The sequence below is a fragment of the Pseudomonas sp. TH34 genome (assembly GCF_016650865.1).
Classification (GTDB): Bacteria; Pseudomonadota; Gammaproteobacteria; order Pseudomonadales; family Pseudomonadaceae; genus Aquipseudomonas; species Aquipseudomonas yamanorum.
Genome location: NZ_JAEKFB010000020.1, coordinates 82,741 through 107,317, shown reverse-complemented (window position 1 = coordinate 107,317; position 24,577 = coordinate 82,741). Strand labels below are relative to the sequence as shown.

Below are 24,577 nucleotides of genomic sequence, written 5' to 3'. Positions count from 1 at the left end.
TATTCGCCCTACGCTATTCGTTGGCGTCGACCGGAGCCTGTCATCTTCACAAAGACAGCACATTCCCGGCTTTAAAGTGTCCTACCAGCAGTCCCAGCAATAAAAAGGAAACCCGCAGCGATGGCGTACTACCGCACTCCTCATGACGTTACCGCTCTGCCCGCCTGGCAAGCGCTCAATCAACATCGCCAAGCCATGCAGGATTTCAGCATGCGCGAAGCCTTTAATGCCGATCCCCAGCGCTTTACCCAGTTCACCTTGAGCAGCTGCGGACTTTTCCTCGATTACTCGAAAAACCTGATCACCAGCGAAACCCGCGACCTGCTGGTAGGCCTGGCCAAGGAAGTCGACCTTCAGGGCGCGATCAAGTCGCTGTTCAACGGCGAGCCGGTCAACTCTTCCGAAGGCCGCCCGGCGCTGCACACCGCGCTGCGTCGTCCAGTGGGTGACAAGCTGTCGGTCAACGGCGTGAACATCATGCCGGACGTGCACAAGGTGCTGAACCAGATCACTGACCTGGTCGGCCGCATCCACGATGGCCTGTGGCGTGGCTACACCGAGAAGCCGATCACCGACGTGGTGAACATCGGCATCGGTGGCTCGTTCCTCGGCCCGGAGCTGGTGTCTGAAGCGCTGTTGTCCTACGCCCACAAAGGCGTGCGCTGCCATTACCTGGCGAACATCGACGGCAGTGAGTTCCACGAGCTGACCATGAAGCTGCGCGCCGAGACCACGCTGTTCATCGTCTCGTCGAAATCCTTCAACACCCTCGAAACCCTGAAAAACGCCCAGGCCGCCCGCGCCTGGTACCTGGCCCAGGGTGGCTCGGAAGCCGAGCTGTATCGCCACTTCATCGCCGTATCGAGCAACAACGCGGCGGCCGTGGCCTTCGGTATCCGCGAAGAAAACATCTTCCCGATGTGGGACTGGGTGGGCGGTCGTTACTCGCTGTGGTCGGCCATCGGCCTGCCGATCGCGCTGGCCATCGGCATGTCCAACTTCAAGGAACTGCTGTCCGGTGCCTACACCATGGACCAGCACTTCCAGACCGCGCCGTTCGAAGCGAACATGCCCGTGCTGCTGGGTCTGCTGGGCGTGTGGTACGGCAATTTCTGGGGCGCGCAGAGTCACGCGATCCTGCCGTACGACCACTATCTGCGTAACATCACCAAGCACCTGCAACAGCTGGATATGGAATCCAACGGCAAGAGCGTGCGCCAGGACGGTACGCCGGTTTCCACCGACACCGGCCCGGTTATCTGGGGCGGCGTAGGCTGCAACGGTCAGCATGCTTACCACCAGTTGCTGCACCAGGGCACCCAGCTGATCCCGGCCGACTTCATCGTGCCGATCGTCAGCTTCAACCCGGTCTCCGACCACCATCAGTGGCTGTACGCCAACTGCCTGTCCCAGAGCCAGGCCCTGATGCTCGGCAAGACCCGCGCCGAAGCTGAAGCCGAGCTGCGCGACAAAGGCATGGCCGAAGCCGAAGTGCAGAAGCTGGCACCGCACAAGGTGATCCCGGGCAACCGTCCGAGCAACACCATTGTGGTTGAGCGCATCAGCCCTCGTCGCCTCGGCGCGCTGGTGGCGATGTATGAGCACAAAGTGTTCGTGCAAAGCGTCATCTGGGGTATCAACGCCTTCGACCAATGGGGCGTGGAGCTGGGCAAGGAGCTGGGCAAAGGCGTCTACAACCGCCTGACCGGCACCGAAGAACAGCCTGCGGACGATGCGTCCACCCAAGGGTTGATCAACTACTTCCGCGGCCGTCACCGCGGTTGATGTAATGCCCGCAAGGCCAACGTCTGTTTGGACGTTGGCCTTGAACCCGCCTGCCACAGGGTGCATCTTTATTGCTTGTCGCAAAAACAAGAATAAGGATCCCTCATGTTCGATATCAGCATGTTCCCTACCGCCGATGCCGTCCGCCGGGCTGCGCAACTCAGTCAAGAGGACTATCAGCGCCTCTACCGCCAATCCGTCGAGCAACCCGACACCTTCTGGGCCGAACAGGCCAAGCGCTTTCTCGACTGGTCCACGCCCTGGCAGACCGTCCAGACATCCGACATCAAGACCGGTGCCGCCCAATGGTTTGCCGGCGGCCAACTGAACGTCAGTTACAACTGCATCGACCGTCACCTGGCCCAACGTGCCGACCAGCCGGCCTTCATCTGGGAAGGCGATGATCCTGCAAAGTCTTCCAAAATTACCTACCGCCAGCTCCATCAAAACGTCAGCCGCCTGGCCAACGTGCTGAAAAGCCGTGGCGTGAAGAAAGGCGACCGGGTGTGCATCTACATGCCGATGATTCCCGAGGCGGCCTACGCCATGCTGGCCTGTACGCGGATCGGTGCGGTGCATTCGGTGGTGTTTGGTGGTTTCTCGCCAGATGCCCTGCGCGACCGCATTCTCGACGCCGACTGCCGCACAGTGATCACCGCCGATGAAGGCGTACGCGGTGGCAAGCCGGTAGCGCTGAAACAGAATGTCGACAAGGCCCTGGCCAGTTGCCCGGACGTCAGCACGGTACTAGTAGTGCAGCGCAGCGGCGCGGCGGTCAATTGGACTGAAGGCCGCGACCTCAAGTATCAACAGGCCTTGGACGCAGCCAGCGACGACTGCCCGCCCGAGCCCATGGAGGCGGAAGACCCGCTGTTTATCCTCTACACCTCCGGCAGCACCGGCAAACCCAAAGGTGTACTCCACACCACCGGCGGTTACCTGCTGCAGGCTGCGATGACGTTCAAGTACGTGCTCGACTACCGCGACGGCGAAGTGTTCTGGTGCACCGCCGATGTCGGCTGGGTCACCGGCCACAGTTATATCGTGTACGGGCCACTGGCCAATGGTGCGACCTCGCTGATGTTCGAAGGTGTGCCGAGTTATCCGGACAGCTCGCGCTTCTGGCAGGTGATCGACAAGCATCAGGTCAATATCTTCTACACCGCGCCTACGGCGTTGCGCGCGCTGATGCGTGAAGGCCACGGGCCACTGGAAAACACTTCCCGCGCCAGCCTGCGCCTGCTGGGCAGTGTCGGCGAGCCAATCAACCCGGAAGCCTGGGACTGGTACTTCAATGCCGTGGGCGAACAACGCTGCCCGATTGTCGACACCTGGTGGCAGACCGAAACCGGCGGCATCATGCTCAGCCCGCTGGTCAGCGCCCAACGGATCAAGCCCGGTTGCGCCACCCAACCCATGTTTGGCGTGGTGCCCGTACTGCTGGATGAGCAAGGCAAGGAAATCAGCGGCGCCGGCAGCGGCGTGCTGGCGATTAAATCCAGTTGGCCGGGGCAGATTCGCAGCGTGTACGGCGACCCGCAACGGATGATCGACACCTATTTCAAACCCTATCCGGGCTACTACTTCACCGGCGACGGCGCCCGGCGAGACGAGGACGGCGACTACTGGATCACCGGGCGTATCGATGATGTGATCAACGTGTCCGGGCACCGTATCGGCACCGCCGAGGTGGAAAGCGCCCTGGTGTTGCATGATCAGGTCGCCGAAGCCGCCGTGGTGGGCTATCCCCACGACGTCAAAGGCCAGGGCATCTATGCCTTCGTCACGCCCATGAATGGCGTCGAGCCCGACGAGGCGCTGAAAAAACACCTGCTGGATCTGGTGAGCAAGGAAATCGGCAGTTTCGCCAAGCCCGAGCTGATTCAATGGGCACCGGCCTTGCCGAAAACCCGCTCAGGCAAGATCATGCGGCGGATTTTGCGCAAGATTGCCTGCAACGAACTGGACAGCCTGGGGGATACTTCCACCCTGGCCGACCCGAGCGTGGTAGATGGCCTGATCGACAAGCGCCTCAACCGATAGGAACCCATGGAATTCATTCGCAGCCGCATCGAAAACCAGCTGATGAGCCTGACCGGCTTGTCGCTGGGTCAACTCGACCTGGAAACCCCCAAGGGTGATCCAGGTCTCTTTGGGCCGAACTCGGTGAGCTGGAAGGTCCATGGCGACTTCAGCAGCATGTTGATTGGCGGCATCAGCGCGCTGATGTTGCAGGCGTTGCACCCGCTGGCCCTGGCCGGCGTGTGGGACCATTCAAACTTTCGACAAGACATGCTCGGGCGCTTGCGGCGTACCTCGCAGTTCATTTCCGGAACCACATTCGGTTCGCGCCGCGACGCCGAATGGCTGATCGAGAAAGTGCGCACCATTCACCTGCAAGTGGTCGGCCATGCACCTGATGGCCGACCGTATGCGGCCAGCGATCCCGAGTTGCTGACCTGGGTGCATGTGGCGGAGGTCAGTAACTTTCTTGCGGCCCACCTGCGTTACCGCAACCCGGAGTTATCCCCCAGGGATCAAGACCGGTACTACAGCGAAATAGCCCTGGTGGCCGAGCAACTGGGGGCGCGCCATGTGCCACGTTCACGCCAGGAAATTTCCGATTACCTTGAGCGTATTCGCCCGCAACTGCTGTGTGACAAACGCAGCCACGAAGTCCTGCGGTTGCTGCTGAATGCGCCGTCGCCGAGTACTTTGGCCAAGCCGTTTGGCTCACTGATGATGCAGGCCGGTATCGACCTGCTGCCGGACTGGGCCAGCGACATGCTCGGGCAGAAACAAAGCCCGCTGCAGCGCCAGATGATTCGCGCCGGGGTCAGGCGCAGCGCGCCGTTGTTGCGTTGGGCCATGCGCAATGGTTCGGTGCAACGGGCCCACAGGCGAATGGGCCTGCTGGAGCCATAACTGTTAAACTCCCGCGCCCCAATTACTCTCCAAGGCGCGCACTATGTCTTCCTTGAATCAGGCGCTGCGCGCCGCCCTCGATCATCGCCAGGACCTGCTCGCTGAGCTGCATGCACAAGGTACCGATTGCTATCGCCTGTTCCACGGCAGCCAGGAAGGCGCTGGCGGCCTGACGATCGACCGCTACGGCCCGCAACTGCTGGTGCAGAGCTTTCACCAGTCACTGGAGAGCGGCGACCTGCTGCAGCTGCATCAGGCGATCAACCAGCACCTGGGGCTGGAGCTGTTGCTGGTCTACAACGACCGCTCCCGGGGCAACTCGCGTATCGACCGTGAAGACACGGTTTACCGTGCCGAGCCCGCGGCTCTGGAAGACTTGATCGGCCACGAGTGGGGCCTCAACTACCGCGTGCGCGGCCGCCATGCCGGGCAAGACCCGTTGCTGTTCCTGGACTTGCGCAACACCCGCGGCTGGGTCAAGGCACACAGTGCCGGCAAAAGCGTGTTGAACCTGTTCGCCTACACCTGCGGCGTAGGCCTGAGCGCCGCCGCCGGTGGTGCCCATGAGGTGTGCAACCTGGACTTTGCCGAGGGCAACCTGGCGGTCGGTCGCGAAAACGGGCAACTGAATCCGCAATTGCCGACGATGGAATTCGTCCAGTCCGACTACTTCCCGGCAATCCGCCAACTGGCCGGCCTGCCCATCAGCCAGCGTCGCGGCCAGAAGCTGCCGAGTTATCCGCGTCTGGACCAGCGTCAATACGACCTGGTGCTGCTCGACCCGCCGGCCTGGGCCAAGAGCGCCTTCGGCACCGTCGACCTGCTGCGCGACTACCAGAGCCTGCTCAAGCCGGCGCTGCTGGCCACTGCCGATAACGGCGTGCTGATCTGCTGCAATAACCTGGCAAAAGTCGGCATGGACGACTGGCGCGACCAGGTCCTGCGTTGCGCCGAAAAAGCCGGGCGTCCGGTCCGCGACTGGCAGATCATGGCACCCGGCGCAGATTTCCCGTCCCTCGACCAGCAACCACCGCTGAAGACCCTCATCCTGCAGCTGTAAGACTTGTCCCAAAGGGGGCCTGCACGCCGAATAAAGGCCCGGTTCTTCGGAACCGTAAACCCGTGCCATACTCCAAGGCACTCTTGATCGACATAGATGGCGTCACATATGCCCAAAGGATTGATTCGCGCCGCTGGCGCCTTGCTGACCGCCCTAGCCCTATACAGCTTGCTGGGCTTCCTTATTCTCCCCGGCATTGCCCTTCGCGTGGCCAACCAACAGCTGGCCAATTACGCCACGGTGCCGGCGCACATTGAGCGTATCGAGCTCAACCCGTTCAGCCTCGAACTGACCGTGTGGGGCCTGAACATCGGAGAACCGGGCAAGGAGCAAGTAGCCTTTGAACGCCTGTACGCCAACCTGCAGATCGACAGCCTATGGACCCGTGCCCTGCACTTGGCCGACATACAACTCGACAAGCCGAAAACCGAGCTGCGGTTCGACAAATCCGGCCAGCTCAACCTTGCGCAACTGTTCAAATTGCCAGCCAGCGAACCGACGCCAACGGACCCGAACGCCAAACCATTCCCGCTGCGCATCGACAACATCAAGCTGGCGGGCGGTTATGTGCACTTCCAGGATTTGCGTCCCAGCGAACCCATCGAGTTTCTCTACGACAAACTGGATTTCGAGCTGAAAAACCTCAGCACGTTGCCCGATGACAACGCCGCCATGACCTTGGTCGCGGCGGGCCCGGAAGGCGGGCAGATCGACTGGACCGGTAACTTCAGCCTCATCCCGATTGCCTCCGAAGGCAAACTCAAGGTTACCGACGGCAAAATGAAAGTCTGGTGGCCGTATGTGCGTGATGCGGTACCGCTGGTTCTCGAAGACGGCATCCTCAATTTCAGCACCGACTACAAGCTGAGCCTGGCCAAGGAAACCGAGCTGAACCTGACCAACGTCGCCCTGAGTGTCGCGCCGTTCGCGATCAAGGCGCCGGATGGCCGGCCACTCGCGCGCCTGCAGAAGCTGGACGTCAGCGAAACCACCGTGGACCTGGCCAAACAGCAAGTGATCGTTGGCAAGATCCGCAGTAATAAACTCGAAACCTGGGCCGCCCTTGAAGCCGACGGCCAGCTGGACTGGCAGAAGCTGTTTGCCAGCCAACCGAGCAAACCTGCAACTGCACCCGCAGCCGAGCCAGCCACCGCACCCGCCACCGCCGACTCGCCAAAGCCAGCGCCGGCAGCGCCGAGCAAGCCTTGGCAAGTGCTGCTCAAGGACGTGCAACTGCGTGACTATCAAGTGCATCTGGCGGACCGTTCGGCTAAACCGGCCGTCGCCCTGGACGTCGGCCCGCTGAACGTCGACCTGCAGGGTTTCGACAGCCTCAACCAAAGCCCGTTTACCCTCAAGCTGGATACCGGCGTAGGCAAACAGGGCAAGCTCCAGGCTACCGGCCAGGTCAACCTGAGCCCGGTCAGCGCCAAGCTGAAAGTGGATACCAAGGACATCGACCTGCGTGTCGCCCAGTCCTACATCAGCCCGTTTATCCGCCTGGAACTGCGTAGCGGCATGCTCGGCAGCAACCTCGACGTGAACCTGAAAAGCACCGAGCCCCTGGCGTTCCAGGTAACTGGCCGGGCACAGGTCGACCAGTTGCACACCCTGGACACCATGAAGAACCGTGACTTCCTCAAGTGGCAGCGGTTGGTGCTGGAAGGCGTGAATTATCAACATGGTGACAGCCTGTCCATTGACAAGGTCAACCTGTTGCAGCCCTACGCACGTTTCATGATCAATGATGACCGCACTACCAACATCGATGACTTGCTGATTCCGCAGCCGGCCAACAGTGGCAGCAAGTCCGCAGCCAAACCTGCAGCGAGCAAAGAGAAGCCTCTGGGGATTCATATTGGTCAGATTGCGATCAACGACGGCTCGGCCAACTTCGCCGACTTCAGCCTGACTCCGAACTTTGCCACGGCGATTCAACAGCTCAACGGCCAGATCGGCACCATCGACAGTCGCCAGGCCAAGCCGGCCAGCGTTGACGTCAAGGGCAAGGTCGACCGTTATGCACCGGTGACCATCAAGGGCAGCGTGAACCCGTTTGACCCGATGGCGGCACTGGATATCGCCACCAGCTTCAAACGTGTCGAACTGACCACCCTGACACCGTACTCGGGCAAGTTCGCCGGGTTTCGCATCCGCAAGGGCCGCCTCAACCTGGACCTGCATTACGTCATCACCAAGGGTCAGTTGAAGGCCGAGAACAAGGTGGTGGTCGAGCAGCTGCAGCTGGGTGAGAAGGTCGACAGTGCAGACGCGGTGGACCTGCCGATACGCCTGGCGATTGCGCTGCTCAAGGATTCCGACGGCAAGATTTCGATCGAACTGCCAGTGACCGGCGACTTGAACAACCCGCAATTCAGCGTGATGCCGATTGTCTGGCAGACCCTGCGTAACCTGGTGGTGCGCGCGGCCACGGCGCCCTTCAAGTTCATTGGCGGGTTGATTAGCGGAAGTGGTGCTCAAGACCTTGGCAACGTGTCGTTCGCCCCGGGTTCCAGCGAGCTGAGCAAGGATTCCCAGTCAGCCTTGGACAGCCTGGCCAAGGCCCTCAAAGAGCGCCCTGCCCTGCGCCTGGAGATCGAAGGCACCGCCGCTGCCAGCAGTGACGGCCCATTGTTGGCCGCACAGCGACTGGAACGCGAATACCAGTACAACTACTACAAGATCCTCCAGCGCCGTGGCGATAAGGTCCCGGCCCAGGCGTCGCTGCTTGAAGTCCCTGAAAAGGAAAAGGCGCCGCTGCTGGAAGGCATCTACCGTACCCGCCTGAAACAACAGCCTCCGGCCGAGTGGAAAGACCTGAGCAATGACGACCGCACCGCCAAGCTGCGGGACGGTGTAATCAAGTTCTGGAGTGGCAGTGACGTGTTGCTGCGCCAACTCGGCCAGGACCGCGCCGGTGCGATCAAGGACTACCTGGTGGACAAGGGCCAGCTGGAAGATGAGCGGGTTTACTTCATCGATGCCAACCTTGGGGAAGCGGAGAAAGATGGTCGGGTAGTGACACCGATGCATCTGGACGCCGAATAATCCGGCACCCGCTGAGTACCTGTGGTGAGGGGGCTTGCCCCCTCGCCACAAGAGCCTCGCTTACCCTTCAAGCTTTTCTACCCGCAATAGAACAGGCCCCGACACAAGTGCCGGGGCCTGTAATGACCACATCCGTGTGGTCGGTCGCATGAACCTGTGAGGTGCATTGAGCGGATATCTAACTCGCTCGTGGCCGCCTCTTGCCTAGTTCAGGCGATTCGCTAAGCGTTACTCTGCTTTCAGGCCATCGGCCGATACAGCTTTAACGCCTTTGATTTTCTTGGTGATGTTCACCGCGGTGGTTTTCTGCGCTTCAGTCACTGCGACGGTCGACGACAGGGAAACTACACCTTTGTTGGTTTCGACTTTGATGTCGGTGCCAGGAATACCTTTCTCGGTTACCAAGTCAGCTTTCACTTTGGTGGTAATCCAAGTGTCCGAGGTGGACTCTTTGGCGCCAGCCGCTGCACTTTTGGTTTTGTCGACGTTATCAGCCTTGGTAGCGCCGCCAGCCATCAGGCCGTCAGCCGAAACTGCGGTTACGCCTTTGATTTTTTTGGTGATCGCTACAGCAGTGGCTTTCTGCGCGTCGGAGATAGCGACTGTCGAGGACAGGGAAACCACACCTTTGTTGGTCTCAACCTTGATGTCCGAACCTGGAATGCCTTTCTCGGTCAGCAGGTCGGATTTAACTTTGGTGGTGATCCAGGTATCCGAGGTAGCCTCTTTAGCCTTGGTCACTTCACCGGCTGCCAGAGTCATTGGAGCTTGGGAAGTCTGTGCAAAGGCCACGTTAGCACCCATGGCTAGGGTCAGAGCGGTAGCAGTAGCGAGAGCGAACTTCTTCATACGAGTAACTCCTGTTTTATTAAAAGTCTGCAGCGTGTGAACCTTGATGCTGCAGCGTTAACAGGGTTATTGCAGGCAGTGTGCCAAGTCCCGGACCGACATTAAATCGTTATAAAACAATAACTTATAAAATCATCGTTTTTTCGGAATCGTGCAACTTGCATGAATTCCCTCGTGCCTGCATGCAAGTTGCGGCTTTTGGATTTTAGTAAGCACCTGATTTTCCGGCATTTTCCCGCAGGCATAAAAAAGGACTCCGAAGAGTCCTTTTTTCAGCTTACAGCGACGGGGTGATTAAACGCCCGAGGCCTTGGCTGCTGCTACGTCCTTGATGGACAGCTTGATACGGCCGCGGTTGTCCACGTCCAGTACCAGCACTTCCACTTCCTGGCCTTCTTTCAGGATGTCGGTCACTTTCTCAACGCGAGCATCGCTCAGCATGGAGATGTGAACCAGACCGTCCTTGCCAGGCAGGATGTTGACGAATGCGCCGAAGTCGACGATGCGCTCAACCTTACCGACGTAGATCTTGCCGATCTCGGCCTCAGCAGTGATACCCAGGACGCGCTGACGTGCCGCTTCAGCCGCTTCCTTGGTTTCGCCGAAGATCTTGATCGAGCCATCGTCTTCGATGTCGATCGAAGCCTTGGTTTCTTCACAGATCGCACGAATGGTCGCGCCGCCTTTACCGATAACATCACGGATTTTGTCGGTGTCGATTTTCATCGCGATCATGGTCGGAGCATTTTCCGACAGTTCGGTGCGGGACTGGCCAATGATCTGGTTCATCTGACCGAGGATATTCAGACGCGCTTCCAGGGCTTGGCCCAGAGCGATCTCCATGATTTCTTCGGTGATGCCTTTGATCTTGATGTCCATCTGCAGCGCGGTAACACCTTTAGCGGTACCGGCTACTTTGAAGTCCATGTCGCCGAGGTGGTCTTCGTCACCCAGAATGTCAGTCAGGATGGCGAACTTCTCGCCCTCTTTAACCAGACCCATGGCGATACCGGCAACCGGTGCCTTCATCGGTACACCGGCGTCCATCAGAGCCAGGGAAGCACCGCAGACCGAAGCCATGGAGCTGGAACCGTTGGACTCGGTGATTTCCGACACAACACGAATGGTGTACGGGAACACGTCGGCGGCAGGCAGCATGGCTGCAATCGAACGACGGGCCAGACGGCCGTGACCGATTTCGCGACGACCAGCGCCACCCATGCGGCCACACTCACCGACCGAGAACGGAGGGAAGTTGTAGTGCAGCATGAACGGGTCTTTTTTCTCGCCTTCCAGGGTGTCCAGCAGCTGTGCATCACGGGCAGTACCCAGTGTTGCAACAACCAGAGCCTGGGTTTCGCCACGGGTGAACAGAGCCGAACCGTGGGTTTTTGGCAGAACGCCGACTTCGATGTTCAGCGGACGTACAGTACGAGTGTCGCGACCGTCGATACGAGGCTTGCCGTTAACGATGTTTTCGCGAACGGTGCGGTATTCGATTTCACCGAAGGCTGCTTTGACTTCGCTGGAAGAAGGCTGGCCTTCTTCACCGGACAGCTTGGCAACAACCTGGTCCTTCAACTCACCCAGGCGAGCGTAACGGTCGGCCTTGATGGTGATGGTGTAGGCGTCGGAGATAGCGGTGCCGAACTCGGAGCGGATAGCGCCCAGCAGTGCGGTAGCTTCTGGCTGAGGAGCCCAGGTCCAGGTTGGCTTGGCAGCTTCAGCGGCCAGTTCTTTAACCGCGTTGATCACAACCTGGAACTCGTCGTGAGCAAACAGTACCGCGCCAAGCATCTGGTCTTCGGTCAGCTCTTTGGCTTCCGATTCAACCATCAGAACGGCTTCCGAAGTACCGGCAACGACCATGTCCAGGCTCGAAGCTTTCTGTTGTTCGTAAGTCGGGTTCAGCAGGTAGCCGGTGCTTTCGTGGAACGCAACGCGGGCAGCGCCGATCGGGCCATCGAAAGGAATACCGGAGATGGCCAGGGCAGCCGAGGTACCGATCATCGCAGCGATGTCCGGATCGGTCTTCTTGCTGGTGGAAACGACGGTGCAGACAACCTGCACTTCGTTCATGAAGCCTTCTGGGAACAGCGGACGGATCGGACGATCGATCAGTCGGGAAGTCAGGGTTTCTTTCTCGGAAGGACGACCTTCGCGCTTGAAGAAACCACCAGGGATCTTACCGGCAGCGTAAGTCTTTTCCTGGTAGTGAACGGAAAGAGGGAAGAAGCCTTTGCTTGGGTCAGCGGTCTTGGCGCCTACAACGGTCACCAATACGGTGACGTCGTCGTCAACGGTGACCAGCACTGCGCCGGAGGCTTGACGGGCGATACGGCCTGTCTCGAGGGTAACGGTCGACTGACCGAACTGGAATTTTTTGATAACCGGGTTCACGGTGTCCTACCTTCTTTGTGGCTCTTGGGGAACTTGTCTTCTTGCGAAATTCTTGGGCAATGTCGGGAATCGGCCCAACGCCTGTCCAGGGTAAAACGTGTATCCAGATAAAACTTGAGGCTGGAAGCCTGCCATGGGCCAGCGGGAAACCCACTGACACACGACAGCCAACCAACCTCTAGCGCAATCGCTTATTAGCGACGCAGACCCAGGCGACCGATCAGAGTCTGATAACGACCCAGATCCTTGCCTTTCAGGTAGTCCAGCAGCTTACGACGCTGGTTTACCATGCGGATCAGACCACGACGGGAGTGGTGATCTTTACCGTTGGCCTTGAAGTGACCTTGCAGCTTGTTGATGTTGTGGGTCAGCAGTGCAACTTGCACTTCTGGCGAACCAGTGTCACCAACAGCTTGCTGGTAGTCAGCTACGATTTGAGCTTTTTCTTGAACGTCGAGAGCCATGAGGCAATCCTTTTTTCAGGAAACCACCCAAAGGGCGGTTTCAACAGGCCAGGGACAAATCCCTGTATCTAAAAATGAGTAGTGACCGTGCCTGTTAACAGCCACCCTCGTTCGGTCATTCTGACCGAATCAGTCGACGCGGCGCGATGCGCCCGTCTTCGCTCACTTCACCGATACCGATAAAGCGACCGTTGTGATCTTGTACCCGCACCATACCGAACTTCGGGGCATCCGGTGCACGTACTGGCTGGCCGTTAAGCCAGTAGAACGCGCTGTGCTCCGAAAAGTGCAGCAATGGCCAATCCAGCAAACCGCTGTCCGATGGCATCAGGAAGCGATCAACCGCTTCGTTGCCGCCTTCGGCATGTACGGCTTCCAGCTCTTCCAGCGTGACCGTCTGGGCCAGGGTGAAAGGGCCTGCCTGGGTGCGTCGCAGTTCTGCAACGTATGCGCCACAGCCTAATTGCTCACCGATATCTTCCACGAGGGTACGGATATAAGTGCCTTTGCTGCAGTCCACCGCCAACCGGGCAGTGTCGCCTTCAGCGGCGAGCAATTCCAAGCGCGCAATAGTAACAGAACGCGGTTCGCGCTCCACCACTTCACCTGCACGTGCCAGCTTGTAAAGCGGCTGGCCATCACGCTTGAGAGCCGAGTACATCGGCGGTATCTGACTGATTTGCCCACGAAAAGCAGGCAAGGCCGCTTCGATATCAGCACGACCAACGGTCACTTCGCGAACCTGCAGAACATCGCCTTCGGCGTCTGCCGTGGTGGTGGTCTTGCCCAGTTGCATCAGGGTTTCGTAACCCTTGTCGGAATCGAGCAGGTATTGCGAAAACTTGGTGGCCTCGCCGAAGCACAACGGCAACACGCCGGTGGCCAAGGGGTCGAGGCTGCCGGTGTGCCCTGCCTTCTCGGCATTGAGCAGCCAGCGAACCTTCTGCAACGCCGCATTGGAGGTAAAGCCAATGGGCTTGTCGAGCAGAATGATGCCGCTGACGTTACGACGGATACGTTTGACCTGAGCCACCGATTACTCCTTGGCGTCTTCAGGCGTAGCGGAGACCGGGTGCTGATTGTCTTCAGCCACGGCCCGCTCGATCAGTGCCGACAGGTGCGCGCCACGCACGACGCTTTCGTCGTAGTGGAAGTGCAACTGTGGAACGCTGCGCAGCTTCATTTCACGGGCCAACTGCATCCGCAGGAAGCCTGCGGCAGAGTTGAGCACCTTGATGCTTTGCGCGATTTCTTCGCTGCTGTCCTGACCCATCACGGTGATGAAGATCTTGGCGTGACCAACGTCACGGCTGACTTCAACGGCGGTGATGGTGACCAGGCCAACACGTGGGTCTTTTACTTCACGACGGATCAGCTGTGCCAGCTCACGCTGCATCTGATCGCCGATACGTTGGGTACGGCTGTATTCTTTTGCCATGTCTTGTTACCTGTTACTGCCACACGGTGAAACCCGTGGGGTCTGAAAGCGGCAAACGCCCGGCCTGACAAAAGCCAGACCGGGCGTTGCGTTTAGAGTCCGAACACGGCGCCAGGCATTTGCATGCCCGGGCGCCGCGTGGCCCTTGAAGTGCGCGAGTTAGAGGCTGCGAGCAACCTGGACCTTCTCGTAGACTTCGATCTTGTCACCCGCCTTGACGTCGTTGTAGCTCTTGACGCCGATACCGCATTCCATGCCGGCACGTACTTCGGAAGCGTCATCCTTGAAGCGGCGCAGGGATTCCAGCTCGCCTTCGAAGATAACGATGTCTTCACGCAGTACACGGATTGGACGGTTACGGTGCACAACACCTTCGATAACCATGCAACCGGCGATCGCGCCGAATTTCGGCGAGCGGAATACGTCACGCACCTCGGCCACACCCAGGATGTTCTCCCGGACGTCGCTGCCAAGCATGCCGGTGAGGGCTTTCTTGACGTCTTCGATGATGTCGTAGATGACGTTGTAATAACGCATGTCCAGGCCTTCCTGCTCGACGATCTTCCGTGCGCCAGCATCGGCACGCACGTTGAAGCCGAACAGTACAGCGTTGGAAGCCAGTGCCAGGTTGGCGTCGGATTCGGTGATACCACCGACACCGCCACCGACAACACGCACTTGCACTTCGTCGTTACCCAGGCCGTTCAAGGCGCCGTTCAACGCTTCGAGGGAACCACGAACGTCAGATTTGAGGACGATGTTAAGCGTCTTCTTCTCTGCCTGGCCCATGTTCTCGAAGATGTTTTCCAGCTTGCCGGCGTGAGCACGGGCCAGCTTCACTTCACGGAACTTGCCTTGACGGAACAGAGCCACTTCACGGGCTTTCTTCTCGTCCGACAGCACGCTCATCTCGTCGCCAGCGTCCGGGGTACCGTCCAGGCCGAGGATCTCGACAGGGATGGAAGGACCGGCTTCCTTGATTGGCTTGCCGTTCTCGTCGAGCATGGCACGTACACGGCCATAGTTCGAACCGACCAGGACCATGTCGCCTTGGCGCAGGGTACCGTCTTGAACCAGAACGGTTGCAACCGGGCCACGACCTTTGTCGAGACGCGATTCAACCACAACACCACGACCCGGGGCCGATGGAGTTGCTTTCAGTTCGAGAACTTCGGCTTGCAGCAAGACCGCTTCGAGCAGTTCGTCTACACCGGTACCGACTTTCGCCGAAACCGAAACGAATGGCGTATCACCGCCCCACTCTTCGGAAGTCACGCCGTGAACCGACAGTTCGCTACGGATGCGATCGAGATCGGCGCCCGGCTTGTCGATTTTGTTCACTGCAACAACCAGAGGAACACCAGCGGCTTTAGCGTGCTGGACAGCTTCAATGGTCTGCGGCATTACGCCGTCGTCCGCTGCAACTACCAGGATCACGATGTCAGTCGCCTTGGCACCACGGGCACGCATGGCGGTAAACGCGGCGTGACCAGGGGTGTCGAGGAAGGTGACCATGCCGCGCTCGGTTTCAACGTGGTATGCACCGATGTGCTGGGTGATGCCGCCGGCTTCGCCTGCAGCTACCTTGGCACGACGGATATAGTCGAGCAGCGAGGTCTTACCATGGTCAACGTGGCCCATTACGGTCACGACTGGCGCACGGGAGAAGGTCTCGCCTTCAAACTTCAGGGACTCGGCCAGGGAATCTTCCAGGGCGGTGTCGCTGACCAGGGTCACTTTGTGACCCAGCTCTTCAGCAACCAGTTGGGCAGTTTCCTGGTCCAGTACCTGGTTGATGGTCGCTGGGGTACCCAGTTTGAACATGAACTTGATGATTTCAGCAGCCTTGACCGACATCTGATTGGCGAGGTCGCCAACAGTGATGGTCTCGCCGATCTGCACATCACGCACGACAGGGCCGGTTGGGCTCTGGAAACCGTGGGCGTTGCGTTTCTTCAGCTTGGCCTTGCCGCGACCACCGCGACGGAAGCTGTCGCTTTCTTCGTCGGTAGTACGTGGAGCAACGCGTGGCGCTGGCGCCTTCTCTTTGACCGAAGCACGATGTGGAGCGTTTTTGCGCTCACCATCGCCACTGCCACGACGATTGTTATCGTCGGCACGTGGTTTGTCCGGACGACGAGGTTCTTCGCGTTTGCGAGCGTCGGCTGCAGGAGCCGGCGCGGCGGCAACCGGAGCGGCCTCACGAACAGCTTCAACAGGCGCGCTAGGCGCAGCAACGGCCTCAGTGTTAGCAGGTTGCGCAGCAGCAGGCTGGCGACGCGCTTCTTCTTCGGCGCGACGCTTGGCTTCTTCTTCAGCCTTCTGACGAGCAGCATTTTCTACTGCGCGACGTTCTTCCAGTTCGCGTTTGCGCTCGGCTTCGATTTCTTCCGGGCTGCGCTGTACGAAGACTTTCTTCTTGCGTACTTCAACGCTGATGCTCTTGCTGCCAGCAACACGCAGGGTGCTGGTGGTTTTGCGCTGCAATGTAATCTTGCGCGGTTCTTCCACTTTCGCCTTGTGGCTGCTCTTCAAGTGAGTCAGCAAAGACTGCTTCTCACTATCGCTCACACCTTCGTCGGCGGCGGTGTGCGGCAGACCTGCCTCACGCATCTGCTGCAACAGGCGCTCTACCGGTGTTTTGACCTCATCGGCCAGTTGTTTCACCGTGACTTGCGTCATGCACTTCTCTCCTCAGGCCGCGCCTAATTACTCGAACCAATGGGCTCGGGCGGCCATGATCAACTTGCCGGCACGATCATCGTCAATGCCGTCGATGTCGAGCAGGTCGTCAATAGACTGCTCGGCCAGGTCTTCGCGGGTAATTACGCCGCGCACCGCCAGTTCCATCGCCAAATCCTTGTCCATACCCTCAAGCGAGAGCAGGTCTTCGGCCGGATGGGCGTCTGCCAGCTTTTCCTCAGTAGCGATGGCTTTAGTCAACAAACGATCCTTGGCCCGAGCGCGAAGCTCGTTGACGGTGTCTTCGTCAAAGCCGTCGATGTTGAGCATTTCTTCCAACGGTACGTAGGCAATCTCTTCCAGGCTGGTGAAGCCTTCATCTACCAGCACCTGCGCCAGGTCTTCGTCGACTTCCAGCTCGTCGATGAAGTTGCGCAGGATGTCACCGGTTTCTGCTTGCTGCTTAGCCTGGATGTCCGATTCGGTCATCACGTTCAGGGTCCAGCCGGTCAACTGGCTGGCCAAACGTACGTTCTGACCACCGCGACCGATGGCCTGAGCCAGATTGTCTGCGCCGACGGCGATATCCATTGCATGGGCATCCTCGTCAACGATAATTGCCGCCACTTCAGCAGGCGACATTGCGTTGATCACGAACTGCGCCGGGTTATCGTCCCACAGGACGATGTCCACACGCTCACCGCCCAATTCGCCCGACACTGCCTGGACGCGCGAACCGCGCATACCAATGCAAGCGCCTTGCGGGTCGATGCGTTTGTCCTTGGAGCGGACCGCGATCTTGGCGCGCGAACCCGGATCGCGGGACGCAGCCATGACTTCGATCAGGCCTTCGGCAATTTCCGGCACTTCGATGCGGAACAACTCGATCAGCATTTCCGGCGCGGTACGCGACAGGATCAACTGAGGGCCGCGGTTCTCGGTGCGGATTTCCTTGAGCAATGCACGCAAGCGCACACCAACCCGGAAAGTTTCGCGGGAAATGATGTCTTCGCGGGCCAGCAACGCTTCAGCGTTGTTACCCAGGTCGACGATCACGTTGTCGCGGGTGACTTTTTTCACGGTGCCGGAGATGATTTCCCCCAGGCGCTCGCGATAAGCGTCAACGACTTGAGCGCGCTCGGCTTCGCGGACCTTCTGCACGATGACTTGCTTGGCAGTCTGTGCAGCGATGCGGCCGAACTCGATGGATTCGATCTTTTCTTCAACGACATCACCGACCTGGGCACCCGGATGCGTTTCAGCAACCTTGCTCGGCCAGGTTTCGATGGCCGGATCATCAAGATCGGCTTCTTCGACGACCGTCCAGCGACGGAAAGTCTCGTAGGCACCGGTGTGGCGGTTGATTTCCACACGCAGATCAACTTCGTCTTCAAAACGCTTTTTGGTAGCAGTGGCCAGAGCCAGCTCCAGCGCTTCAAAAATCACGTTTGCCGGTACGCCCTTTTCATTGGATACCGACTCAACAACCAGCAGTACTTCTTTGCTCATCGTACGCCTCGCCTTTCGCAAGCCATTGGATCCGCGGGATCCGCGTCTCAGTCAAAACTGGGAATAATGTTGGCCTTGTCGATCATATCGATCGGCAACAGGAACTCATGGTCTTCTACCTGCACCACGACGTCCTGCTCTTCTACACCGCGCAGAAGGCCCTGAAAGTTGCGTCGCCCTTCAAAGGGAGAGCGCAGCTTGATCTTCACTTGTTCACCGGCAAATTTTGCAAACTGATCAATAGTGAACAGTGGGCGTTCCATGCCAGGCGAGGAAACTTCGAGGGTGTATTCAACGGAGATCGGATCTTCAACATCCAGGACACCGCTGATCTGACGGCTGACAATGGCACAATCGTCCACCAGCACGCCGCCCTCTTTATCGATATAAACGCGCAACATTGAGTGGCGACCTTGAGCCGAAAACTCAATACCCCAGCATTCATAGCCTAGGGCCACGACCACCGGGGCCAACAAGGCCTGCAACTCTTCTAGCTTGCTCGACACCTGAACCCCCTCGTGCATGTATGTGCATGCTGTGCAAAATAAAAAAATGGGCGAAACGCCCATCCTTGAAACGCCGTCGAACAGCGGCGTTGAAAGTGTCCAGCTAACAAAAAGCCCCTTAAAAGGGGCTCCGCTAAAACTGGTTGCGGGGGCCGGATTTGAACCGACGACCTTCGGGTTATGAGCCCGACGAGCTACCAGACTGCTCCACCCCGCGACAAAGCTGGGGCGGAAGTATACGACCGATCCCTTACAGGGTCAATGTAACCTTCCACCTACAAGAAAGCCCGCAACAGCGGGCTCTCCTGATAATTGGTACCGAGAAGGGGACTCGAACCCCTACACCCTATGGGCACAACCACCTCAAGGTTGCGTGTCTACCAATTCCACCACCTCGGCAATACAGCGTTTACAACCTTCTTACTTCTGCTCTTGAGCTGGAGGTACGTCAGTCGCTGGAGTAGCCGACTTTTGCTCTTGAAGCACCGGGACATCATCAGAAGCCGGTTTTGCTTTTGGTACTTCCAACACTGCTGGGTTTGGGAGACCTACTTGAGTCAGCACATGAGCTTTCTCTTTAGCAAAGTAACCTAACCCCAAGCTGGTTATGAAGAAACCGGCGGCAAGTATAGCAGTAAACTTACTAAGAAAGGTAGAGGAACCTTGGCTTCCGAACACAGTATTTGAAGCACCTGCCCCGAAAGACGCACCAGCGTCCGCACCTTTACCCTGCTGCAGCAAAACCAGAGCAACTACGCCCAGTGCACCCAGCAGATGAAAAACAACGATGACTGTTTCCAGCATTTTTTCAGTTTCCCGCGGCGCGACAAATCGCACCGAACTCATCTGCATTCAGGGAAGCTCCACCAATGAGCCCCCCATCGATATCCGGCATGCCGAACAGTTCGACCGCATTGGCCGCCTTCACGCTGCCGCCGTATAGAAGCCGCACACCTCGTGCGACCTCAGAATTCTCTGCCGCCAACTGCGCGCGGATGGCTGCGTGCACATCCTGCGCCTGTTGCGGTGAAGCAGTCAGCCCGGTACCAATGGCCCAGACCGGCTCGTAAGCGATTACTGCATTTGCAAAGGCACCGACTCCCAGCTCCTCGATGATGCTGCCCAGCTGACGCCCGACAACCTCAAGAGTTTTACCGGACTCACGCTGCTCAAGGGTCTCCCCTATGCACAGCACCGGAATCAAGCCACAAGCCTGTGCCGCCGCGAATTTGCGATTGAGTGTCCCATCACGCTCGCCCATGATCTGACGGCGCTCGGAGTGCCCAACAAGCACCAGGGAACAACCCGCATCAACCAGCTGACTCGGCGCAATCTCACCGGTCAACGCACCTTGCATGGATTCCACCGCAGAGTTCTGCGCGCCGACCTGAATCGACTTACCTTTCAAGCCATCAATCACTTGATTGATATACAAGCAAGGCGGGAATACCGCGACATCAACACCGCTAGGCAAGGCCAAGTGACGAAGGCCGTTGATCAGCTCAGCGACACTGGCGCGGGTACCGTGCATCTTCCAGTTACCAGCTACCATAGTGCGACGCATGCTGTACCTCGTCGGTCAAAGTGGGCGCAGATGTTACCCAACCACATCATCACTGGCAAGCCGAATTCAGGCGCAAACTTCAGTTACCAGTTTTGCCAGCTCTTCGGCATAGCCGCGAACCTGTGTTTCGTCCTCGCCTTCGACCATGACACGCACCAGAGGCTCTGTGCCCGACTTGCGCAACAAGACCCGGCCACGACCCGCCATGGCGGCAGTGACGCGCTCGCTGGCCTCTTTCACCGCAGGATGCTCGATAGGGTTGTCACCACCTGCAAAGCGCACGTTGAGCAGTACTTGAGGGCACTTGCGCAGCGCCTGCCGTGCCTGGGCCAGGCTTTCTTCGCGACGACGCAGCGCCAGCAGCACCTGCAGCGCCGCGATGATCGCATCCCCGGTAGTCGTGTGCTGGAAGCAGACGATATGCCCGGAGTTTTCACCACCCACCTGCCAATTACGCTCCAGCAGATCAGCGATCACGTAGCGATCACCGACATTGGCGCGCACAAACGGAATACTCAGATCTGCCAGGGCCAGCTCCAGGCCAAGATTGCTCATCAGGGTGCCGACGACACCGCCTTGCAGCTTGTTACGCTCGTGCAAGTCGCGAGCAATGATGAACAACAGGTCGTCGCCATCAACGATTGCGCCCGTATGGTCGACCATCAATACCCGATCACCATCACCATCGAACGCGATACCCAAGTCGGCATGCTCAGCCAGGACAGCCGCCTGCAATTGCCCCATATGGGTCGAGCCGCAATTGTCGTTGATGTTCAAACCATTGGGCTGAGCCGACAGCACAGTAACGTCTGCGCCAAGCTCCTTGAACACACTCGGCGCTACTTTGTAGGTCGCGCCGTGAGCACAGTCGATGACGACTTTCAGCCCGGCAAAATTGGTACTGCTTGGCACGCTGCTTTTGCAGAATTCGATGTAACGACCAGAGGCGTCGTTAATCCGCGAAACCTTGCCCAGCTTGCTCGACTCGACGACCGTCATCGGCGCATCGAGCAATTCTTCGATCATGTGCTCAATCTCGTCCGGCAGCTTGGTGCCCTGGCCCGAGAAGAACTTGATGCCGTTGTCATCGTGAGGATTGTGCGAAGCGCTGATCACGATACCGGCCTCAGCGTGAAAGGTACGCGTCAGGTAAGCGATCGCTGGCGTAGGCATCGGCCCCAACAGCATCACATCAGCGCCGGCAGCGGACAGCCCTGCCTCCAGCGCGGACTCAAACATGTAACCCGAGATACGCGTGTCCTTCCCCACCAGGATGCGGCAGGCACCCATGCTGCGGAACGCCATGCCGGCGGCCCAGCCCAGCTTGAGCATGAAATCGGGAGTAATCGGGAATTCGCCGACCCGACCGCGAATGCCATCGGTACCAAAATACTTTTTAGTCATAAGTGCTCCATCATTCTTATTCGGCTGATTCAACCGCTGCGATCATCCGCACTACATCTATCGTCTCGGCCACGTCATGGACGCGCAAGATACGTGCACCCTTGACCACAGCAAGTGCCGCAAGTGCCAGGCCGCCATGCAGCCGCTCACCCACCGGACGATTCAACGCCAGACCTATCATGCTCTTACGCGAAACCCCGACCAACAAAGGGCGACCAAGGGCATGCAGGGATTCCATATGCTTGAACAGGCTTAAATTGTGCTGCAAGGTTTTGGCAAAACCAAATCCCGGATCGAGGATTATCCGCTCGGGGGCAATCCCCACTGCGGCGCATTGAGCCATGCGCTCGACAAGGAAATCTTTCACTTCACCGACCAGGTTGTCGTAATGCGGGTCGTCCTGCATCGTGCCCGGCTCACCGAGCATATGCATCAGGCAAACCGGCAACCCCGTTGCGGCAGCTGCATCCAGAGCACCATCACGCTGCAGGGAGCGCACATCGTTGATCAACCCTGCACCCAGCCGCGCGGTTTCACGCATGACGGCCGGTGTCGAGGTGTCGACAGAAATGATGACATCAAGCTCTCGATGGATGCGCTCGACAATCGGCGCTACACGCTCCAATTCCTCAAGGGGAGAAACCGCGCGAGCCCCGGGACGGGTCGACTCGCCGCCCACGTCAATCAAGGTCGCCCCGGCAGCCACCATGGCTTCCGCGTGGCGCAACGCAGCATCAAGCTGACTGAAGCGACCGCCATCGGAAAAGGAGTCAGGGGTAACGTTAAGAATGCCCATCACGTGCGTACGGGCCAAATCAAGAACCCGGCTGCCGCAAGGCAACCGGGTCGAGGACAACGCAGAAGTCATTTCAAACCTTAATGGTCAGCAGCCGGGCCGCCGATTGGGGCTTCAGGGCGTTCGTTCTGCACCACTGGAGGCGTGCCCGAAGTACCCGAACCACCTTCCCAATCGCGAGGCTCGCGAGGCGTACGGCCGGCCATGATGTCGTCGATCTGATCGGCATCAATGGTCTCGTACTTCATCAGGGCGTCAGCCATGGCGTCGAGCTTGTCGCGGTTATCGGTGAGGATCTGCTTGGCCGTGCCGTAGCACTGGTCAATGATGCTGCGCACTTCGGAGTCGATCAGCTTGGCTGTCTCACCGGAGAAGCTGGCAGCTTGACCGCCACCACCGCGACCCAGGAATACTTCGCCTTCTTCCTCGGCATACATCAAAGGACCGAGTTTTTCCGACAGCCCCCACTTGGTCACCATGTTCCGTGCAATCTGGCTCGCACGCATGATGTCGTTGGAGGCGCCGGTGGTAACACCATCAAAGCCCAAGGTCATCTCTTCCGCGATCCGGCCGCCATACAGCGAGCAGATCTGGCTGATCAAGGCGCGCTTGGAGAGGCTGTAGCGATCCTCTTCCGGCAGGAACATGGTGACGCCCAGCGCCCGGCCACGCGGAATGATCGATACTTTGTAGACAGGGTCATGCTCAGGCACGACGCGACCAACAATGGCGTGACCAGCCTCATGATAGGCAGTGTTCTGCTTCTCTTTCTCGGACATGACCATGGATTTGCGCTCGGCGCCCATCATGATCTTGTCTTTCGCCAGCTCGAACTCTTTCATTTCAACAATGCGCTTGCCGGTACGGGCAGCGAACAGCGACGCTTCGTTCACCAGGTTGGCAAGGTCGGCACCGGAGAAGCCTGGAGTACCACGGGCAATCACGGCCGGAGCCACGTCGTCGCCCATTGGCACTTTGCGCATGTGCACTTTCAGAATTTGTTCACGACCACGAATGTCCGGCAGACCGACCACAACCTGGCGGTCGAAACGGCCCGGACGCAGCAGCGCAGGGTCGAGCACGTCTGGACGGTTGGTTGCGGCGATTACGATGATGCCGTCATTCATTTCGAAACCGTCCATCTCAACCAGCAACTGGTTAAGAGTCTGCTCACGCTCATCATGACCGCCACCCATGCCAGCGCCACGGTGGCGACCAACGGCGTCGATTTCATCGATGAAGATGATGCAGGGCGCATGTTTCTTCGCCTGTTCGAACATATCGCGAACACGGCTGGCACCGACACCGACGAACATTTCGACGAAGTCGGAACCGGAAATGGTGAAGAAGGGTACTTTGGCTTCGCCGGCAATGGCCTTGGCCAACAGGGTTTTACCGGTACCTGGCGGGCCAACCATCAGCACACCGCGAGGAATACGACCACCCAGGCGCTGGAACTTGCCCGGATCACGCAGGAATTCAACCAGTTCGCCCACTTCTTCCTTGGCTTCGTCGCAACCGGCAACGTCAGCCAGGGTAGTTTTCACCTGGTCTTCGGAGAGCAGGCGCGCCTTGCTCTTGCCGAAACTCATCGGCCCGCCCTTGCCTCCCGCACCACCTTGCATCTGGCGCATGAAGAACATGAACACGGCGATGATCACCAGGATCGGGAAGCTGGCCACCAGAAGCTGGGTCCAGATGCTCTGCTGCTCAGGCTGCTTGCCTTCGACGACTACGTGGTTATCCACCAGGTCGCCGATAAGGCCATTGTCCTGGATTGCCGGACGGATGGTCTTGAAGCTGTCGCCATCGTTGCGTTTGCCGGTAATCACGTAGCCATCAACTGCTACGCGCTCGACCTTGCCATCCTTAACTTGCTGGATGAAGTCGGAATAGTTGAGGGTCTGCGGCTCGTTAGGGCTGGAGAAGTTGTTCATCACCGTCACGAGGACAGCCGCGATGATCAACCACAGGATCAGATTCTTTGCCATATCGTTCAATTAACTACCCTCTGAAGCAAGCTCCGCTACTGGCGCGTGCTTCGCATGATATTCACCGGCCTAACTTACTACATTACCTACAACTCTGGCAGGCGCCGTCTGTAACCCTTTGTGAAACTTTGACTACACAATATTCGTAAAGCTTCG

Annotated in this window: 18 protein-coding genes and 2 tRNA genes; 5 read left to right on the top strand and 15 right to left on the bottom strand. The window is 58.6% G+C overall.

Annotated features, from left to right (window positions below; translation table 11 throughout):
* Nucleotides 1-120: 120 nt before the first annotated feature.
* From pgi to JFU58_RS13840, 5 genes are all read left to right on the top strand, one after another.
* Nucleotides 121-1,785 (top strand): glucose-6-phosphate isomerase, encoded by a 1,665-nt coding sequence (gene pgi / locus JFU58_RS13860; protein WP_017478575.1) that lies wholly within the window; start codon nucleotides 121-123, stop codon nucleotides 1,783-1,785.
* A 105-nt stretch (nucleotides 1,786-1,890) separates the two neighbouring features.
* Nucleotides 1,891-3,828 carry an acetate--CoA ligase gene (gene acs / locus JFU58_RS13855; RefSeq protein ID WP_201140936.1) on the top strand — a complete coding sequence of 646 codons (1,938 nt, stop codon included), beginning with the start codon at nucleotides 1,891-1,893 and terminating at the stop codon, nucleotides 3,826-3,828.
* A 6-nt stretch (nucleotides 3,829-3,834) separates the two neighbouring features.
* Complete coding sequence (locus tag JFU58_RS13850; RefSeq protein WP_063033208.1) at nucleotides 3,835-4,710, top strand: oxygenase MpaB family protein; 876 nt, start codon at nucleotides 3,835-3,837, stop codon at nucleotides 4,708-4,710.
* Between the two features lie 43 nt (nucleotides 4,711-4,753).
* The gene (locus JFU58_RS13845) at nucleotides 4,754-5,770 is read left to right on the top strand and encodes a class I SAM-dependent rRNA methyltransferase (RefSeq protein WP_201140934.1); all 1,017 of its coding nucleotides are present in this window, start codon (nucleotides 4,754-4,756) and stop codon (nucleotides 5,768-5,770) included.
* A gap of 108 nt (nucleotides 5,771-5,878) precedes the next feature.
* The gene (locus JFU58_RS13840; RefSeq protein ID WP_201140932.1) at nucleotides 5,879-8,818 is read left to right on the top strand and encodes a DUF748 domain-containing protein; all 2,940 of its coding nucleotides are present in this window, start codon (nucleotides 5,879-5,881) and stop codon (nucleotides 8,816-8,818) included.
* 228 nt (nucleotides 8,819-9,046) lie between these two features.
* Here the strand turns inward: JFU58_RS13840 and JFU58_RS13835 are convergent, their stop codons facing one another.
* The 15 genes from JFU58_RS13835 to ftsH all read right to left on the bottom strand — a co-directional run bounded on the left by JFU58_RS13835 (nucleotide 9,047) and on the right by ftsH (nucleotide 24,421).
* Complete coding sequence (locus JFU58_RS13835; RefSeq protein ID WP_063033211.1) at nucleotides 9,047-9,667, bottom strand: BON domain-containing protein; 621 nt, start codon at nucleotides 9,665-9,667, stop codon at nucleotides 9,047-9,049.
* Nucleotides 9,668-9,961: 294 nt separating this feature from the next.
* The gene (pnp, locus tag JFU58_RS13830) at nucleotides 9,962-12,067 is read right to left on the bottom strand and encodes a polyribonucleotide nucleotidyltransferase (protein ID WP_003212180.1); all 2,106 of its coding nucleotides are present in this window, start codon (nucleotides 12,065-12,067) and stop codon (nucleotides 9,962-9,964) included.
* 194 nt (nucleotides 12,068-12,261) lie between these two features.
* Complete coding sequence (gene rpsO / locus JFU58_RS13825; RefSeq protein ID WP_003177875.1) at nucleotides 12,262-12,531, bottom strand: 30S ribosomal protein S15; 270 nt, start codon at nucleotides 12,529-12,531, stop codon at nucleotides 12,262-12,264.
* Nucleotides 12,532-12,646: 115 nt separating this feature from the next.
* A complete protein-coding gene (gene truB / locus JFU58_RS13820; RefSeq protein ID WP_003212182.1) occupies nucleotides 12,647-13,564 on the bottom strand; it encodes a tRNA pseudouridine(55) synthase TruB in 918 nt (305 codons plus the stop codon).
* Nucleotides 13,565-13,567: 3 nt separating this feature from the next.
* Nucleotides 13,568-13,969: a 30S ribosome-binding factor RbfA gene (rbfA, locus tag JFU58_RS13815; protein WP_017478568.1), complete on the bottom strand. Its 402-nt coding sequence runs from the start codon at nucleotides 13,967-13,969 to the stop codon at nucleotides 13,568-13,570.
* A gap of 159 nt (nucleotides 13,970-14,128) precedes the next feature.
* Nucleotides 14,129-16,651 (bottom strand): translation initiation factor IF-2, encoded by a 2,523-nt coding sequence (gene infB, locus JFU58_RS13810; RefSeq protein WP_003212186.1) that lies wholly within the window; start codon nucleotides 16,649-16,651, stop codon nucleotides 14,129-14,131.
* A gap of 27 nt (nucleotides 16,652-16,678) precedes the next feature.
* Nucleotides 16,679-18,160 (bottom strand): transcription termination factor NusA, encoded by a 1,482-nt coding sequence (gene nusA / locus JFU58_RS13805; protein ID WP_003212187.1) that lies wholly within the window; start codon nucleotides 18,158-18,160, stop codon nucleotides 16,679-16,681.
* 47 nt (nucleotides 18,161-18,207) lie between these two features.
* Nucleotides 18,208-18,666, bottom strand: coding sequence for a ribosome maturation factor RimP (rimP, locus tag JFU58_RS13800; protein ID WP_003235029.1), 459 nt, complete (start codon nucleotides 18,664-18,666; stop codon nucleotides 18,208-18,210).
* A 140-nt stretch (nucleotides 18,667-18,806) separates the two neighbouring features.
* A tRNA-Met gene (locus tag JFU58_RS13795) sits at nucleotides 18,807-18,883 on the bottom strand.
* A 96-nt stretch (nucleotides 18,884-18,979) separates the two neighbouring features.
* Nucleotides 18,980-19,065: transfer RNA gene (locus JFU58_RS13790), tRNA-Leu, on the bottom strand.
* A 21-nt stretch (nucleotides 19,066-19,086) separates the two neighbouring features.
* A complete protein-coding gene (gene secG / locus JFU58_RS13785; RefSeq protein WP_026078118.1) occupies nucleotides 19,087-19,470 on the bottom strand; it encodes a preprotein translocase subunit SecG in 384 nt (127 codons plus the stop codon).
* A gap of 4 nt (nucleotides 19,471-19,474) precedes the next feature.
* Complete coding sequence (gene tpiA / locus JFU58_RS13780; protein ID WP_063033212.1) at nucleotides 19,475-20,230, bottom strand: triose-phosphate isomerase; 756 nt, start codon at nucleotides 20,228-20,230, stop codon at nucleotides 19,475-19,477.
* Nucleotides 20,231-20,296: 66 nt separating this feature from the next.
* Nucleotides 20,297-21,634 carry a phosphoglucosamine mutase gene (gene glmM / locus JFU58_RS13775; RefSeq protein ID WP_093201990.1) on the bottom strand — a complete coding sequence of 446 codons (1,338 nt, stop codon included), beginning with the start codon at nucleotides 21,632-21,634 and terminating at the stop codon, nucleotides 20,297-20,299.
* A 16-nt stretch (nucleotides 21,635-21,650) separates the two neighbouring features.
* On the bottom strand, nucleotides 21,651-22,502 hold the full coding sequence (folP, locus tag JFU58_RS13770) for a dihydropteroate synthase (protein ID WP_093201994.1): 852 nt from the start codon (nucleotides 22,500-22,502) through the stop codon (nucleotides 21,651-21,653).
* Between the two features lie 8 nt (nucleotides 22,503-22,510).
* Nucleotides 22,511-24,421 (bottom strand): ATP-dependent zinc metalloprotease FtsH, encoded by a 1,911-nt coding sequence (gene ftsH, locus JFU58_RS13765; RefSeq protein ID WP_017478564.1) that lies wholly within the window; start codon nucleotides 24,419-24,421, stop codon nucleotides 22,511-22,513.
* Nucleotides 24,422-24,577: the final 156 nt, after the last annotated feature.

Bases quoted from the DNA above. Each gene is read 5' to 3' on its own strand.
- secG (WP_026078118.1), bottom strand. From the start codon at position 19,470: ATGCTGGAAACAGTCATCGTTGTTTTTCATCTGCTGGGTGCACTGGGC.
- infB (WP_003212186.1), bottom strand. From the start codon at position 16,651: ATGACGCAAGTCACGGTGAAACAACTGGCCGATGAGGTCAAAACACCG.
- tpiA (WP_063033212.1), bottom strand. From the start codon at position 20,230: ATGCGTCGCACTATGGTAGCTGGTAACTGGAAGATGCACGGTACCCGC.
- JFU58_RS13850 (WP_063033208.1), top strand. From the start codon at position 3,835: ATGGAATTCATTCGCAGCCGCATCGAAAACCAGCTGATGAGCCTGACC.
- acs (WP_201140936.1), top strand. From the start codon at position 1,891: ATGTTCGATATCAGCATGTTCCCTACCGCCGATGCCGTCCGCCGGGCT.
- rpsO (WP_003177875.1), bottom strand. From the start codon at position 12,531: ATGGCTCTCGACGTTCAAGAAAAAGCTCAAATCGTAGCTGACTACCAG.
- rbfA (WP_017478568.1), bottom strand. From the start codon at position 13,969: ATGGCAAAAGAATACAGCCGTACCCAACGTATCGGCGATCAGATGCAG.
- nusA (WP_003212187.1), bottom strand. From the start codon at position 18,160: ATGAGCAAAGAAGTACTGCTGGTTGTTGAGTCGGTATCCAATGAAAAG.
- JFU58_RS13845 (WP_201140934.1), top strand. From the start codon at position 4,754: ATGTCTTCCTTGAATCAGGCGCTGCGCGCCGCCCTCGATCATCGCCAG.
- JFU58_RS13840 (WP_201140932.1), top strand. From the start codon at position 5,879: ATGCCCAAAGGATTGATTCGCGCCGCTGGCGCCTTGCTGACCGCCCTA.
- JFU58_RS13835 (WP_063033211.1), bottom strand. From the start codon at position 9,667: ATGAAGAAGTTCGCTCTCGCTACTGCTACCGCTCTGACCCTAGCCATG.
- ftsH (WP_017478564.1), bottom strand. From the start codon at position 24,421: ATGGCAAAGAATCTGATCCTGTGGTTGATCATCGCGGCTGTCCTCGTG.
- pgi (WP_017478575.1), top strand. From the start codon at position 121: ATGGCGTACTACCGCACTCCTCATGACGTTACCGCTCTGCCCGCCTGG.
- glmM (WP_093201990.1), bottom strand. From the start codon at position 21,634: ATGACTAAAAAGTATTTTGGTACCGATGGCATTCGCGGTCGGGTCGGC.
- folP (WP_093201994.1), bottom strand. From the start codon at position 22,502: ATGACTTCTGCGTTGTCCTCGACCCGGTTGCCTTGCGGCAGCCGGGTT.